Below are 14,083 nucleotides of genomic sequence, written 5' to 3'. Positions count from 1 at the left end.
ACGCAGGCGCTCGGGAGCGCCGTTCCGACCCTAGCACGCGCCGATCGGGGCAGTCTGTGAGCGCGTCTAGACTGGATCCGTCCGGCACCCCACGATTTCTGGAGCTCAGCCGCGTGACTTCTCCCACCTCGAACGCCGTCGCCGATACCGTCGACAACGCCATCGCCACCCCCGAGAAGGAGCAGCCGTACGGCGCTCTCGGTCTCAAGAGCGACGAGTACGCCCAGATCCGCGAGATCCTCGGCCGGCGCCCCACCAGCGGCGAGCTGGCGATGTACTCGGTCATGTGGAGCGAGCACTGCTCCTACAAGTCGAGCAAGATCTACCTGCGCCAGTTCGGCCAGAAGGTCAGCGACGAGATGAAGACCCGGCTCATGGTCGGCATGGGACAGAACGCCGGCGTGGTCGACATCGGCGAGGGCTGGGCGGTCACCTTCAAGGTCGAGTCGCACAACCACCCCAGCTACATCGAGCCGTTCCAGGGCGCCGCGACGGGTGTCGGTGGCATCGTCCGCGACATCATCTCGATGGGCGCGCGCCCCGTGGCCGTGATGGACCAGCTGCGCTTCGGCGCCATCGACAACCCCGACACCGCGCGCGTCGTGCACGGTGTCGTCTCGGGCATCTCCTCGTACGGCAACTGCCTCGGTCTGCCCAACATCGGCGGCGAGACCGTGTTCGACGCGGTGTACCAGGGCAACCCGCTGGTCAACGCCCTCGCCGTCGGAGTGCTCCGCCACGAGGACCTGAAGCTCGCGAACGCGACCGGCGCAGGCAACAAGGTCGTGCTGTTCGGCGCCCGCACCGGCGGCGACGGCATCGGCGGGGCCTCGATCCTCGCCTCCGACACGTTCGCCGACGGCGGCCCGACCAAGCGCCCCGCCGTGCAGGTGGGCGACCCGTTCGCCGAGAAGGTGCTCATCGAGTGCTGCCTCGAGCTGTACCGCGACGAGCTCGTCGAGGCCATCCAGGACCTCGGCGCCGCCGGCATCTCGTGCGCGACGAGCGAGCTGGCCGCGAACGGCGGATCGGGCATGCGGGTCGACCTCGAGAACGTGCTGCTGCGCGACCCCTCGCTCACGCCCGAGGAGATCCTCATGAGCGAGAGCCAGGAGCGCATGATGGCGGTCGTGGCTCCCGAGAAGCTCGACGCCTTCCTGGCCGTGGTCGGCAAGTGGGATGTCGAGACCAGCGTGCTGGGCGAGGTGACCGGCGACGGGCGCCTGCGCATCTACTGGCATGGCGAGGAGATCGTCAACGTCGACCCGTCCACCGTGGCCGTCGACGGCCCGGTCTACGAGCGCCCGGTCGCCTACCCGACCTGGATCGACGCCCTGCGCGAGGACTCGGCTTCCGCCCTGCCGCGCACCGACGACCCCGACACCCTGCGCCGGCAGTTCCTGCAGCTGGTCGCGAGCCCCAACCTCGCCGACACGTCCTGGATCACCAACCAGTACGACTACTACGTGATGGGCAACACCGCCCTGAGCTTCCCCGACGACGCCGGCATGATCCGCGTCGACGAGCAGACCGGCCTCGGCTTCGCGATCGCCACCGACTGCAACGGCCGCTACTGCCAGCTCGACCCGTACCAGGGGGCGCAGCTCGCCCTGGCCGAGGCGTACCGCAACGTCGCCGTCACCGGCGCCGTGCCCACCGCGGTCACCGACTGCCTCAACTTCGGCAGCCCGGAGAACCCCGAAGTCATGTGGCAGTTCTCGCAGGCCGTCGAAGGCCTCGCCGACGGCTGCCTCGAGATCGGCATCCCCGTCACCGGCGGCAACGTGTCGTTCTACAACCAGACCGGCGACCAGCCGATCTTCCCGACGCCGGTCGTCGGCGTCATGGGCATCATCGACGACGTCGCGCGACGCATCCCGAGCGGATGGCAGGATGCCGGCGAGAACATCTACCTCCTCGGCGTGACCGCCACCGAGCTGAGCGGCTCGCAGTGGGCGGGCACGATCCACGGGCACCTCGGCGGACGCCCGCCGGCCGTCGACCTCGGCAACGAGAAGCGTCTGGCCGAGCTGCTGCACGCGGGCTCGCTGCAGTCGCTCATCTCCAGCGCACACGACGTGTCGGACGGCGGCCTCGCGCAGACCCTGGCCGAGGGCGTGCTGCGCTTCGGCGTGGGCGCGCGCGTCTGGCTGAACGAGATCATCGAGCGCGACGGAGTGGATGCGGCGACCGCCCTCTTCTCAGAGTCCACCGGCCGCGTCATCGTGACGGTGCCGCGCGAGGACGACGTGAAGTTCCGCGGCCTGTGCGACGGCCGCGGCTACCCCGTGCTGCGCATCGGCGTCACCGACTCCGCAGCGGACGGCGACCCGGCAGCGCTCGAGGTGCAGGGCCTGTTCACCGTCTCGGCCGCCGAGCTGCGCGAGGTGTCGCACGCCACGCTGCCCGCCGCCTTCGGCGCGACGGTGTCCGAAGCCGTCACAGTAGACTGACCGGCATGTCAGACGACGAGTACGCCGACTACAGCGCGGCCAGGCAGAAGCGGGTCAAGGTCGTCGCCTGGGTCGTGATCGTGAGCCTGATCCTCGTCGGCGGCGGCGCGACGGTTCTGGCACTTCTCTTCGGCTGAGCCCACCCTCCCCGCCCAGCCACATCCCTGCCCTCCCTCCCTGTCGCGATATAAGGAAATGGCGCGGCGGGAGGCCCGGTTTCGGGCGAAGCCGCCTCCCTTCGCGACATCTCCTTGTCTCGCAGGGGTCGGCGCGCGGTTAGCATGACAGGGTGCAGGAGGTCTTCGACTTCATCGGCCACTACTGGTGGCTGGCATTTCCCCTCTTCGGGGTGATGGCCTCGGTCGGCGGCGCCTGGGAGCGGTCGGCCCGCCGTCGCCACAAGCGCCGGCTCGAAGTGCTGCACGCGAAGGCGGAGCTGAAGGCGGCGCAGGCTGCGGCGCGGGGCAAGACCGGCCCGATCACCACCACGCCGGCGCCGATCCCGCAGCGGCTGGGAACGGCGCCCACCCCGACCCAGCTGCAGCAGCTGTTCTCCGCGCACGACGCCGTCACGGCGCGATGGCTCGAGTACGAGCTCGACGTCGCGAAGCTGATCGCCTTCCCGGCGATGAGCGACGGGCGCCAGCCGCTGACCGCCGCGTTCCTCCGGGCCAAGAAGGTCGCCGACCGGCTGCGACCGGCCGCCGCGAACATCAAGCTGACGCGCGAGCAGCTCGCCGAGTACCGCAATGCCGTCACCGACTTCGAGGTGGCCTTCGATGTCGCGGAGCGCGATGCGCGCCGCATCAAGGACTCCGGCTTCACCGAGATCGAGCGCAAGCGCCTGGACACCGCGAAGCAGCTCATCACCGTCGCGATCGACGAGGCAGCCACGCCCGCCGAGCGTCAGCTGGCGTATCGCCGGGTGCGCCAGGAGCTCGACGGCCTCATCTCGCTGTCGGACGAGGCGATCGAGGTGCTCGAGAACAAGGTCGCCCTCGAGCTGCCCGCCGCGCGGACAGAACCTCGGGCGAGCACACTGCCACCGAGCGCGCCCGCACAGCCGGCACCCTCGGCGCCGCAGACCTGGCCGGTGCCGTCGCGGTCGGGCGACACCCCGCCGGGCCGGGTGGTGCGTCCGAAGCCGCAGAGCTGACCGCTCAGCGGGGCGTCGGCTGGTGGGTGTCGATCCACGCGTCGATCTGCTCGAACCAGGCGAACAGCCACTCCGCCTGAGCGTCGCGGTCCTCCGGGATCTCGGCATGCGGCACCCGCCATGCCCGCATCGTCAGGCGCTTGTCCATCGGCAGTTCCCGCCAGATGTCACCGAGGCTGAGCAGCTTGTCGAGCCCGGTGTGGCCGATGAAGACCATGTCGGGCTCGCTCGGCGCGGCGAGCGCGGCGTACACCCCACCCGGCTGCGGCGGCATGACGTGCCGCAGCCTCTCCGCCCGGGCGGCGAGCTCGCCTCTGCCGGACTGCCGCAGTCGCTCGATCCGGCTGCGCCGACGGTTGGCCGACACCTGCCCGCCCTCCGGGAAGATCACCAGCGCGTCGTCGCGGTCCAGTCCCTCGGCGAGCTGGGCGATCCTGTCCTCGACCCCCTGGCCGCCGCCTCCGGGCTTCCCCCCGAATCCGGTCGGGGTGATGAACTGCATCGGGAGTCGGTTCAGCAGGGTGTCGACGGCCGGGTCCCACTGCAGCGTGTCCTTGAGGACGATGCGTGGCTCGCGCCCCACCTGGTTCAAGAGGGTGTGGATCAGGATGAAGGAGTCGCCGGGGCCGCCATGGCGGCTCGCCACGACGAGCGGGGCCCCTGGGCCCAGCAGGGCGGTGAAGGCCGCGCGGGCGGAAGCAGCATCCTCGTCATCCGAACCCGCCGTGACGATCTCGAGCCGCAGCACCCCGCCGAACACCCAGAACAGCACGCGGAGCGCCCAGGCCCCCAGCCGGTAATGCGCCCGCATGAACGCAGGGGAGCGCAGCTTCCAGCCGAACCCCGAGGCGATCCAGAGCGCGAACAGCGCGACGACCAGCACCGAGTCCCACAGCAGGTAGACGGTGATGAGGAACACGACCCGCGGGAGACGGAATCGCCCGGGGACGAGGGAGGTCAGCACCAGCGCGACGACCAGCCAGAGCGGCTCGAGCACGAGCACGCCGAGGGTGAGGACGATCACGAGCGGCGCGATGACGATGCGGCGCAGCCACCGCGGCGGCAGCCTCACGAGGCCTCCTCCAGGTACGCCGTCGACGCCTCGTAGGCACGGTCGATGCGGCGCTGGACACTGCCGGTGCGGCGGTACGACATGAGCGACTCGTCTCCCTCGAGCGGGCCGCCGCTGGGGAGCACGTGCAGCTGCACACCCGGCGGCAGGTGGGACACATCCCAGGCGAAGCGGTGCCGGCGCGCGATCTCGAAGGCGACCTTCGCCGTCTCGACGGGGGTGCGCGGGGGCGTGAGCGGCACCTCGACGCGGCCGACCTGCAGGACGTAGATCGTGCGCGCACCGGCCGCGACGGCGTGGTCGATGGGGATGGAGTTCACGATGCCGCCGTCGAGGTAGTGGTCGCCCGCCACCTCCGCGGCCGGGAACAGCCCAGGGACCGCGGCCGACGCGATGACCGCGTCGATGAGCGGGCCCGAGTCGAACACGTGCTCGGCAGCGCGCTCGATCGACGCCGCGACCACGGCCAGGCGCACCGGCAGATCCTCGAATCGGGCGAACCCCGCCAGCTGCCGCTCGAGCAGCGCCCGCAGCGGCTCGGCCGAGTTGAGGTGCGTCCGCGTGCGCACGAGCCGCCTCGTCTGGGCGAAGAACCCGTCGCCGTAGACCGCCGCCGCCTCGGGCGATGCCCACGACGCCGTCAGCGGGCCGATGACCGCAGGCGTCGGATCGGCGGCGACCTGGGCGCCGTTGATGGCGCCGATCGACGTCCCGACGATGAGATCGGGGCGGATCCCGCGCTCGAGCAGGGCGCGCAGCATCCCGACTTCCACGGCACCGCGCACACCACCGCCGCCCAGCACGAAGGCGACGTCGGGAGCGCTCATGGTCTGATCTTGGCACCGAGGGGCCTTGACAGTGTGCAGATCGTCGTTGCATGGTTAGTTGGTCAAGTAAGTAACCAGGCAACACGGAGGCGATGTGATCGACGAAGGCCGGGCGCTCTTCCTGCAGATCGCGGAGAGCGTCGAGGACTCGATCATCGACGGCACCCTGCCAGAAGAGGCGCAGGCGCCCTCGACGAACGAGCTCGCGGCGTTCTACCGGATCAACCCGGCCACCGCAGCGAAGGGGATCACGATGCTCGTCGACAAGGGAGTGCTCTACAAGCGCCGCGGGATCGGCATGTTCGTGGCACCCGGCGCGCGCGATCTGCTGCGCACCGAACGGCGCACCGCCTTCGCCGACCGATTCGTCGACCCGCTGCTGGCCGAGGCCCGCAAGCTCGGGCTCGACGCAGACGATCTGACCCTGCTCATCCGCGACCGTGCCGCGACGCACGGTCCGGCCACCACGGAAGGAACGACCCGATGACCGCAGTGATCGAGGTGAACGGCCTCACCAAGCGCTATCGCGAGACGCTCGCCGTCGACGACGTGAGCTTCACCATCGAGGAGAACACGATCTACGGACTGCTCGGCCGCAACGGCGCGGGCAAGACGACGGTGATGTCGATCCTGACGGCGCAGAACTTCGCGACCAGCGGTGACGTCCGGGTGTTCGGCCACCATCCCTACGAGAACGCGAAGGTCCTCTCGCGCATGTGCTTCGTGCGCGAGAGCCAGAAGTACCCGGACGACGCGCTGCCCCTGCACGCGTTCCGGTCGGCGCGCCTGTTCTTCCCGAACTGGAACCAGGAGCTCGCCGATCAGCTGATCGACGAGTTCCAGCTGCCGATGAAGAAGCGGATCAAGAAGCTCTCCCGCGGCCAGCTCTCGGCCGTCGGCGTCATCATCGGCCTCGCTGCCCGGGCGGAGATCACGTTCTTCGACGAGCCGTATCTCGGACTGGATGCCGTCGCCCGCCAGATCTTCTACGACCGCCTGCTCGAGGACTACACCGTCCACCCGCGAACCGTGATCCTCTCGAGCCACCTGATCGACGAGGTCGCCAACCTCATCGAGAAGGTCATCGTGATCGACCGCGGGCGCATCCTGATGGACGAGGACACCGACGCCGTGCGCGACCGGGCCGCGAACATCGTGGGGGATGCGGCAGCGGTCGACGCCTTCGTCGCCGGACGCGAGGTCATCCACCGCGAGAGCCTCGGCCACGTGGCATCGGTGACGGTGCGGGGAACCCTGACCCCGGTCGACCGGGCGGCGCTCAGCGCGGCCGGCCTCGATGTCGCACCGGTGTCGCTGCAGCAGCTGATCGTCCGAACCACCCAGCACGCGTCGGACGCGGCGTCCGACGTCGACGAAGGAGCACTCCGATGAGCCGCACACTCAACGTCGTCCGCATGCAGTTCGTGAACCGGCAGACCTACATCTGGGTGCCGCTGCTGGTGCTCGGCGGATCGTTCGTCCTCAGCCTGCTGATCTACGCGATGATCCCGTACGACGGGCCGAAGTACGGCGGCGGATCCCAGGCGCCGCTGTGGTACTTCTTCGCCGTCGGCGTCCAGTCCCTGACCCTCACGTTCCCGTTCTCGCAGGCGATGAGCGTCACCCGGCGCGAGTTCTACCTCGGCACGCTGCTCACGGCCGGAGTGACCTCGTTCCTGCTCTCGGCGATCTTCGTCGTCGGAGGCCTGGTCGAGAAGGCGACCAACGGCTGGGGCATGAACGGCTACTTCTTCTACCTGGACTGGATGTGGGCAGCAGGGCCGGCGGGCGCGTTCGTGGTCTACTTCGTGATCGCGATGCTGTTCTTCGTCACCGGGTTCTGGTGCGCCACGATCTACAAGCGGTTCGGACCGCTCTGGCTGACGACCGTGCTGGTGGTGCTCGGCCTCGGCTTCGTCGGCCTGCTCTGGCTCGTCGGCCGTCTGAACGCCTGGGAAGAGGTCTTCGTCTGGTTCGGAGAGACCGGCGCGCTCGGCCTGGCGCTGTGGGGCATCCTCGCCGGCGCGGTGCTCGCCGCCGTGTCGTTCCTGACGCTCCGCCGCGCAGTGCCGTAGCGGTTCGCCGCGGGCGCGGTCGCCGCGGGCGTCAGCCGGCGGCGGCCTCGGTGTGGTGGCGGATGACCTCGGCGACGACGAAGTTGAACCACTTCTCCGCGAAGGCGGGGTCGAGGTCGGCCTCGACGGCCAGCCGGCGCAGCCGCTCGAGCTGCTGCTCCTCGCGGGCGGGGTCGGAGGCGGGCATGCCGTGCTCCGCTTTGAGCACCCCGACCTGCTTCGTGGCGCGGAATCGCTCGGCCAGCACGAAGATGAGCGCGGCGTCGATGTTGTCGATGGTGCTCCGCAGCCGGAGCAGCGTCTGCGTCGGGTCCGTGTCGGTCATGACTCCTCCTCGCTTCGAGACTACCCACCCCTAGAGTGAGTCCCATGACCGATGCGACCGACTCGTCTGCGCCGCTGCGCGCCGATCCCGCCGCGGGCACAGACGCCGCCGCCATCAGCGACGGCGGCGCCGGAGACGGCGCCCTCGCGCCGATCCCGGCTCCGCCGGCGAAGTGGCGATCGCTGAGCAACCCCTTCGCGGTGGGGTTCCTCCTCACCCTCGGCGGCCTCGCCGCACTCCTGCTCGGGCTGGCGTTCTCGAACCTGGTGACCGTCGTCATCTACATCGTGTTCGCGATGTTCGCCGCGCTCGGCCTCGACCCGGTCATCAAGTGGTTCGAGCGGCACAACGTCAAGCGCGGCTGGGGCGTCGTGATCGTCTTCTTCGTCCTGCTGCTCGTGCTGATCGGGCTGCTCTGGCTCGTCATCCCGACGCTGGTGACGCAGGTCGGCGAGTTCTTCAAAGACCTGCCCGCGACGTTCGCCGCCTTCCAGCAGTCCGACTTCTTCCACTGGCTGGAGGGCATCTTCGGTGAGGGGCTGTCTACCCTCGTCACCGATGTGCAGACTTTCCTCACCAACCCCGCGAACATCGCGGCGATCGGCGGGGGCGCGCTCAAGGTCGGCGCGAGCATCGCCACCGGCATCTCCGGCCTGCTGATCGTCATCGTCCTGACGCTGTACTTCGTGCTGTCGCTGTCGTCGATCAAGGATTCGCTGATCCGCTTCGCTCCCGCCCGCAACCGCATCAAGGTGCGCTCGATGACCAATGAGATCACCGACTCAGTCGGCGACTACCTGATGGGGATGGTGATCCTGGCGTTCTTCAACTCGGTGATCGCCTTCTTCCTGCATCTGGTGCTCGGCCTGCCGTTCCCGCTGCTGATGGGTGTCCTGGCGTTCTCGATCACGATCATCCCGCTGGTCGGACCCGTCCTGTACTGGATCTTCGCGTCGGTGCTCGCGCTGTTCAGCGACCCGGTCGCCGCGCTCATCTTCGCGATCTGCTACCTCGTCTACATCCAGATCGAGGCCTACGTCATCACTCCGAAGGTGATGAGCAAGGCGATCGAGATCCCCGGCTCGCTGGTGGTCATCGGCGCCCTCATCGGCGGCACGCTGCTCGGGCTGCTCGGTGCGCTGGTCGCGGTTCCGGTGACGGCGTCGATCCTGCTGATCATCAAGCAGGTGCTGATCCCCCGTCAGGACGCCAAGATCTAGCGATCCGGTCCAGCGGCGCGCGCCGGAACCGGCGTCAGACCAGCGGCAGCAGGCAGGTCGGCGAGCCGGCCGTGACACGGCGCCGCGCCCGCGCGGGAACGCCGGTGCGCTGATCGAGCGTGAGGGCGGCCACCTCGTCGGAGAGCTGCCCGGCGACCAGGAGCGTGTCGCGCACCACCACGTGGTGGCGGGGCCAGTCCACCCCGGACTCAACGAGGGCGACCGGCTCCAGAGACTCGCCGCCGCCGCGCACGCGCAGGGTGGCGAGTGTGTTGCTGCCGCGCACCCCGGCGTAGAGGAACTCTCCATCGCGGGATGCTGCGAGCTCCGCCGCGAGGTCCACTCCGGCGATCGTCGCCGGAGACAGCTGCGCCCCGCCCACGATCCGCCACGTGCCCTCGGCCGTGGGGGCGAGGGCGAACACCTCGCAGCTGAGCTCGGTGACCACGTACAGGTGCCCGCTCGGGTGCCACACCGTGTGACGCGGACCGCTCCCGCGCGGCAGCGCCAGCTGCTGCACGAGCCGCAGCCCGGAGGCGCCGGCGCGCCAGAACCGCACGAGGTCCAGGCCCATGTCGGTCGTCGCGATCAGACCGCCTGGCAGGAACACGCTCTGGTGCGACCGAGACGGACGCGCATCGGGGTCGGCGCCGGCGGCCGGCGGCTCGGGCACCTCGTGGTCGGGCACCAGGTGGGCGAACTCAGCCCCGGCGGCTTCGCGCAGGGCACGAGCGGCGGCCGCGAGGTCGATGTCGCCGGCCGGAGCGGACCCGCCGAACCCAAGTACGACCGAATCCGTCCCGTACGGGTCGACCGCCGTGGCCGCGGGCTCCGGTGCCGAGGGGCGGCCCACCGCATCCAGACTCATCCGCACGATGCGGCCATCGCCCCAGCACGCCGCGATGAGCGAGCCGCCGTCGGGCGCGACGGTGACGTGGCAGACGAGCTCGCCGGCCGCCACGGGCGCACCGTGGGCGGCGAACGACGACTCCCCGGTGCGACGGAAAGCCTGCACGGTGCCCGCGCCCTCCAGGGCGGCATAGACGACGTCGAGGGAGGGGTGGCGCGCGAGCCACGAGGGCGAGCCGTCGGTGACCGCGGCGTCCGCCACGAGGGAGAGCGGGCCGCCGGCCAGGGCGTCGTCCGCGGCGCCGGCGTGCAGCATCCCGATGCCGGAGGCGTTGCCTTTCATGTCGGCGGTGTAGCCGCCGAGGAGGAATCTCACGCGCGCATCAGTCGACGAGGTCGTGGCGGACGATGACGGCGTCGCGCGATGCGCCCACGCCGATCACCGAGATGCGGGTGCCGCTCATGGCCTCCAGCGCCAGGACGTAGTCCTGCGCCTCCAGCGGCAGCTCCTCGAAGGTGCGCGCGCTGGAGATGTCGTCCTTCCAGCCGGGGAAGTACTCCAGGATCGGCGTGGCGTGGTGGAAGTCGGACTGGTTGACCGGCACCTCTTCGAACCGCTCGCCGTCGACGTCGTAGGCGACGCACACCGGGATCTGGTCGAGCCCGGTGAGGATGTCGAGCTTGGTGAGCACGAGGTCGGTGATGCCGTTGATGCGGGTCGCGTAGCGCGTGATCGGCGCGTCGTACCAGCCGACGCGGCGGGGGCGCCCCGTCGTGGTGCCGAACTCGAAGCCGCGCGAACGGAGCCACTCGCCCTGCTCGTCGAACAGCTCGGTCGGGAACGGCCCCGACCCCACCCGGGTCGTGTAGGCCTTCACGATGCCGACGATGCGGTCGAGGCGGTTGGGGCCGACGCCGGCACCGGTGGCCGCGCCGCCCGCCGTCGCGGACGATGAGGTGACGAACGGGTAGGTGCCGTGGTCGACGTCGAGCATCGTGGCCTGGCCGCCCTCGAACACGACCACGTCGCCGGCGTCGAGCGCTTGGTTCAGCAGCAGTCCGGTGTCGGCGACCAGGGGCCGCAGGCGCTCGGTGTACGACAGCAGGTCATCGACGATCTCGTCGGTCGTGATCGCGCGGCGGTTGAAGATCTTCACGAGCAGGTGGTTCTTCTGGTCGAGGGCGCCCTCGACCTTCTGGCGCAGGATGTTCTCGTCGAAGAGGTCCTGCACGCGGATGCCGACGCGGTTGATCTTGTCGGCGTACGCCGGGCCGATACCGCGACCGGTGGTGCCGATCATCCGCTTGCCGAGGAAGCGCTCGGTCACCTTGTCGAGGGTGCGGTGGTACTGCGTGATGATGTGCGCGTTCGCGCTGATCCGCAGCCGTGACGTGTCGAGGCCGCGCGCGTGCAGCGCGGTGAGTTCGGCGAAGAGCACTTCGAGGTCGACGACGACGCCGTTGCCGATGACGGCGTTGACGCCCGGCGACAGGATGCCGCTGGGCAGCAGATGCAGGGCGTACTTCTCGTCGCCGATGACGACGGTGTGCCCGGCGTTGTTGCCGCCGTTGAACTTCACCACCCAGTCGGTGCGCTCACCGAGGAGGTCGGTGGCCTTCCCCTTGCCCTCGTCGCCCCACTGGACGCCGACGATCACGATGCCTGGCATGGAATTCCCCTTCACGGTGGGCGACCGGCCCGCGCACGGCTGGCCCCGACCAGTCTATCGAGGGGCACGTCCTCGCCCGGGGCCGCGTCATCGTCGTACGAGGGAATGTCTGCGGCGCTCAGCGCATTGCTCCATGTGACGGTCGATTCCGTCGAACCCCCCACCCCTCCCGAAAATGGTCCCACCATGCCCGATTCCTACGATCACGCCCGCTGGCAGGCGCAGCGCAAGGCCGCCGTCACGGCACCGACGGGCAACCTGGCGCTCGTCGAGACCCGCTGGACGAGCGAGCCGGTCGACATCGCGGCGGAGTACGCGGCGGCGCCTCCGTCAGTCGCCGTGACGAGCATCCAGCGCAAGGACCTCGCGACGGGCGGCACCCAGTACGGCCTGCGGGTATGGGACGCGTCGTCCCCCGCCATCCGCTCGTTCGACCGCATCGACACCTACGAGTACGACCCCGCCTGGGTCGTCACCGGCCGGTTCCTGCCCGTCGCCGAGGATCGCACGGTGCCCTTCGAGCACATCCGCGACAACGGCGGCACGCGCGACCTGGTGGTGCCGGGTGACATCGTCGTAACGGTGGCGGGCCGCGAGCACACGCTCGCCGCCTTCGACGACGGCGGCACGCTGCTGCTCGTCTTCGCCGACGAGACGAACGGCGCAGAGACCTACGGCGCCGGCCGCTTCCTGCATGTGCAGCGCGCGGCCGACGCGACCCCCGGCGAGCCCGGCGACGTCGTGCTCGACTTCAACCGCGCCTTCGTGCCGCCCTGCGGCTTCTCGGCACAGTACAACTGCCCCCTGCCTCCCGCCGCGAACAGGTTCCCCCTGCCGATTCGCGCCGGGGAGAAGAACGTCGTCTTCCGCGACGGCTTCGACATCTACGCGGCCTGATCCGCCGCATCCGAACAGCACCCCCTGGAGCACCCCCACATGAAGAGATCCCTCGCGGCCATCGCCGCGGTCGCCGCGGCAGCCGTTGTGCTGGCCGGCTGCGCCTCGAACTCCGGCACGACGGACACCGCCGCCGCTGACGACGCCACCATCGTGATCGGCTCGCTCTACGAGCCGCAGAACCTCAGCAACACGCAGGGCGGTGGCCAGGGCGTCACCGAGGCGTTCAACGGCAACGTCTACGAGGGCCTCTACAAGCTCACCGACGACGGCGAGGTCGAGCCGCTGCTGGCCGAAGGCGCCGACGTGAGCGAAGACGGCCTCACCTACACGATCACGCTGCGCGACGGCGTGACGTTCCACTCCGGCAAGGAGCTCACCTCCGCCGACGTCAAGGCGAGCGTCGAGGCGGTCACGGCCGAAGACTCCCAGTCGGCCCGCAAGTCGGCCTTCGGCGTCATCAGCAAGATCGAGACGCCGGACGACGCGACGGTCGTGTTCACCCTGTCGCAGCGCTCCATCTCGTTCCTGTACAACCTCAGCTACATCTGGGTGATCAACTCCGAGGCGGGTGACCTGACCCAGGCAGAGGACGGCACCGGCCCGTACACGCTCGACGAGTGGAAGCAGGGCAGCAGCCTCACGCTGACCCGCTGGGACGACTACTGGGGCGACGCCGCGAAGAACGCCGAGGTCGTCTTCACGTACTTCACCGACGCGACGGCCGAGAACAACGCGCTGCTCACCGGCGAGGTCGACATCATCACGAGCGTGCAGAGCCCCGACTCCCTCGCGCAGTTCGAGAGCAACGACGACTTCGTCGTGAGCGACGGGACCTCCACGACCAAGGAGCTGCTCGTCTTCAACGACCGCGTGGCCCCGTTCGACGACGCGCTGGTCCGCAAGGCGCTCTACTCGGCCATCGACACCGAGAAGCTCCTCTCGTCCATCTGGGGCGACTACGGCACGCTGATCGGCTCGATGGTCCCGCCCACCGACCCCTGGTACGAGGACCTCACCCAGGTGAACCCGTACGATCCCGACCTGGCCCGCGAGGAGCTGGCTGAGGCCGGCTACGCCGACGGTTTCACGTTCACGCTCGACACCCCCAGCTACGACCCGCACCCGGCCGTCGCCGAGTTCGTGCAGGCGCAGCTGGCTGAGGTCGGCGTGACCGTCGAGATCAACACGATCAGCGCAGACGAGTGGTACACGAAGGTCTTCCAGGAGCTCGACTACGAGGCGACGCTGCAGGAGCACGTGAACGACCGCGACGTCGTCTGGTACGGAAACCCCGACTTCTACTGGGGCTACGACAACGCCGACGTGCAGAAGTGGGTCGCAGACGCCGAGGCCGCCACGACCACCGACGAGCAGACCGCGCTCCTCAAGAAGGTCAACGAGCAGATCGCGGAAGACGCCGCGAGCGTCTGGCTGTACCTGTACCCGCAGATCGTCGTCGCGTCCAGCGACGTCAGCGGCTACGGGGTCAATGGCCTCAACTCGCAGTTCTTCGCGTACGACATCGTCAAGTCCTGA

14 protein-coding genes are annotated in these 14,083 nt (G+C 69.5%); 9 read left to right on the top strand and 5 right to left on the bottom strand.

Annotation, left to right across the window (positions count from 1 at the left end; all coding sequences use genetic code 11):
- The first annotated feature begins 113 nt into the window (after nucleotides 1-113).
- The 3 genes from purL to Microterr_RS00395 all read left to right on the top strand — a co-directional run bounded on the left by purL (nucleotide 114) and on the right by Microterr_RS00395 (nucleotide 3,609).
- Nucleotides 114-2,453, top strand: a complete 2,340-nt coding sequence (purL, locus tag Microterr_RS00405; protein WP_263796784.1) for a phosphoribosylformylglycinamidine synthase subunit PurL — start codon at nucleotides 114-116, stop codon at nucleotides 2,451-2,453.
- 5 nt (nucleotides 2,454-2,458) lie between these two features.
- Nucleotides 2,459-2,590, top strand: coding sequence for a hypothetical protein (locus tag Microterr_RS00400; protein WP_263796786.1), 132 nt, complete (start codon nucleotides 2,459-2,461; stop codon nucleotides 2,588-2,590).
- 152 nt (nucleotides 2,591-2,742) lie between these two features.
- Nucleotides 2,743-3,609 carry a hypothetical protein gene (locus Microterr_RS00395; protein ID WP_263796787.1) on the top strand — a complete coding sequence of 289 codons (867 nt, stop codon included), beginning with the start codon at nucleotides 2,743-2,745 and terminating at the stop codon, nucleotides 3,607-3,609.
- Nucleotides 3,610-3,613: 4 nt separating this feature from the next.
- Here Microterr_RS00395 and Microterr_RS00390 read toward each other — a convergent pair whose 3' ends face one another.
- Nucleotides 3,614-4,681 (bottom strand): 1-acyl-sn-glycerol-3-phosphate acyltransferase, encoded by a 1,068-nt coding sequence (locus Microterr_RS00390; protein ID WP_263796788.1) that lies wholly within the window; start codon nucleotides 4,679-4,681, stop codon nucleotides 3,614-3,616.
- Nucleotides 4,678-5,508 carry a patatin-like phospholipase family protein gene (locus Microterr_RS00385; protein WP_263796789.1) on the bottom strand — a complete coding sequence of 277 codons (831 nt, stop codon included), beginning with the start codon at nucleotides 5,506-5,508 and terminating at the stop codon, nucleotides 4,678-4,680. The genes Microterr_RS00390 and Microterr_RS00385 overlap by 4 nt, the downstream gene beginning before the upstream one ends.
- Nucleotides 5,509-5,602: 94 nt before the next feature.
- Here Microterr_RS00385 and Microterr_RS00380 point away from each other — a divergent pair, with 94 nt between their 5' ends.
- Genes Microterr_RS00380 through Microterr_RS00370 form a run of 3 tightly spaced genes read left to right on the top strand, consistent with a single transcriptional unit; the run spans nucleotide 5,603 to nucleotide 7,583 of the window.
- On the top strand, nucleotides 5,603-5,995 hold the full coding sequence (locus tag Microterr_RS00380; RefSeq protein WP_263796790.1) for a GntR family transcriptional regulator: 393 nt from the start codon (nucleotides 5,603-5,605) through the stop codon (nucleotides 5,993-5,995).
- Complete coding sequence (locus Microterr_RS00375) at nucleotides 5,992-6,900, top strand: ABC transporter ATP-binding protein (protein ID WP_263796792.1); 909 nt, start codon at nucleotides 5,992-5,994, stop codon at nucleotides 6,898-6,900. The genes Microterr_RS00380 and Microterr_RS00375 overlap by 4 nt, the downstream gene beginning before the upstream one ends.
- Nucleotides 6,897-7,583, top strand: a complete 687-nt coding sequence (locus Microterr_RS00370) for a hypothetical protein (protein WP_263796793.1) — start codon at nucleotides 6,897-6,899, stop codon at nucleotides 7,581-7,583. The genes Microterr_RS00375 and Microterr_RS00370 overlap by 4 nt, the downstream gene beginning before the upstream one ends.
- A 31-nt stretch (nucleotides 7,584-7,614) precedes the next feature.
- On the opposite strand, the gene Microterr_RS00365 is transcribed toward Microterr_RS00370, so the two are convergent.
- Nucleotides 7,615-7,908 (bottom strand): chorismate mutase, encoded by a 294-nt coding sequence (locus Microterr_RS00365; RefSeq protein ID WP_263796795.1) that lies wholly within the window; start codon nucleotides 7,906-7,908, stop codon nucleotides 7,615-7,617.
- A 44-nt stretch (nucleotides 7,909-7,952) separates the two neighbouring features.
- Here Microterr_RS00365 and Microterr_RS00360 point away from each other — a divergent pair, with 44 nt between their 5' ends.
- On the top strand, nucleotides 7,953-9,128 hold the full coding sequence (locus Microterr_RS00360; protein ID WP_263796796.1) for an AI-2E family transporter: 1,176 nt from the start codon (nucleotides 7,953-7,955) through the stop codon (nucleotides 9,126-9,128).
- 34 nt (nucleotides 9,129-9,162) lie between these two features.
- Here the strand turns inward: Microterr_RS00360 and Microterr_RS00355 are convergent, their stop codons facing one another.
- Both Microterr_RS00355 and Microterr_RS00350 read right to left on the bottom strand, forming a co-directional pair.
- Nucleotides 9,163-10,353, bottom strand: a complete 1,191-nt coding sequence (locus tag Microterr_RS00355; RefSeq protein ID WP_263796797.1) for a lactonase family protein — start codon at nucleotides 10,351-10,353, stop codon at nucleotides 9,163-9,165.
- A 7-nt stretch (nucleotides 10,354-10,360) separates the two neighbouring features.
- Nucleotides 10,361-11,647, bottom strand: coding sequence for an adenylosuccinate synthase (locus Microterr_RS00350; RefSeq protein ID WP_263796799.1), 1,287 nt, complete (start codon nucleotides 11,645-11,647; stop codon nucleotides 10,361-10,363).
- A gap of 186 nt (nucleotides 11,648-11,833) precedes the next feature.
- Here Microterr_RS00350 and Microterr_RS00345 point away from each other — a divergent pair, with 186 nt between their 5' ends.
- A complete protein-coding gene (locus Microterr_RS00345) occupies nucleotides 11,834-12,544 on the top strand; it encodes a DUF1684 domain-containing protein (protein ID WP_263796800.1) in 711 nt (236 codons plus the stop codon).
- A gap of 39 nt (nucleotides 12,545-12,583) precedes the next feature.
- Complete coding sequence (locus Microterr_RS00340; protein WP_263796801.1) at nucleotides 12,584-14,083, top strand: ABC transporter substrate-binding protein; 1,500 nt, start codon at nucleotides 12,584-12,586, stop codon at nucleotides 14,081-14,083.

It is taken from the genome of Microbacterium terricola, from assembly GCF_027943945.1.
Classification (GTDB): Bacteria; Actinomycetota; Actinomycetes; order Actinomycetales; family Microbacteriaceae; genus Microbacterium; species Microbacterium terricola.
The sequence above is the reverse complement of the archived record's forward strand: the minus strand, read 5'-3'. Positions and strand labels throughout refer to the sequence as shown.

Excerpts from the sequence above, each read along its gene's own strand:
- Microterr_RS00375 (WP_263796792.1), top strand. The coding sequence starts at position 5,992 with ATGACCGCAGTGATCGAGGTGAACGGCCTCACCAAGCGCTATCGCGAG.
- Microterr_RS00350 (WP_263796799.1), bottom strand. The coding sequence starts at position 11,647 with ATGCCAGGCATCGTGATCGTCGGCGTCCAGTGGGGCGACGAGGGCAAG.
- Microterr_RS00370 (WP_263796793.1), top strand. The coding sequence starts at position 6,897 with ATGAGCCGCACACTCAACGTCGTCCGCATGCAGTTCGTGAACCGGCAG.
- Microterr_RS00360 (WP_263796796.1), top strand. The coding sequence starts at position 7,953 with ATGACCGATGCGACCGACTCGTCTGCGCCGCTGCGCGCCGATCCCGCC.
- Microterr_RS00340 (WP_263796801.1), top strand. The coding sequence starts at position 12,584 with ATGAAGAGATCCCTCGCGGCCATCGCCGCGGTCGCCGCGGCAGCCGTT.
- Microterr_RS00385 (WP_263796789.1), bottom strand. The coding sequence starts at position 5,508 with ATGAGCGCTCCCGACGTCGCCTTCGTGCTGGGCGGCGGTGGTGTGCGC.
- Microterr_RS00400 (WP_263796786.1), top strand. The coding sequence starts at position 2,459 with ATGTCAGACGACGAGTACGCCGACTACAGCGCGGCCAGGCAGAAGCGG.
- Microterr_RS00365 (WP_263796795.1), bottom strand. The coding sequence starts at position 7,908 with ATGACCGACACGGACCCGACGCAGACGCTGCTCCGGCTGCGGAGCACC.
- Microterr_RS00345 (WP_263796800.1), top strand. The coding sequence starts at position 11,834 with ATGCCCGATTCCTACGATCACGCCCGCTGGCAGGCGCAGCGCAAGGCC.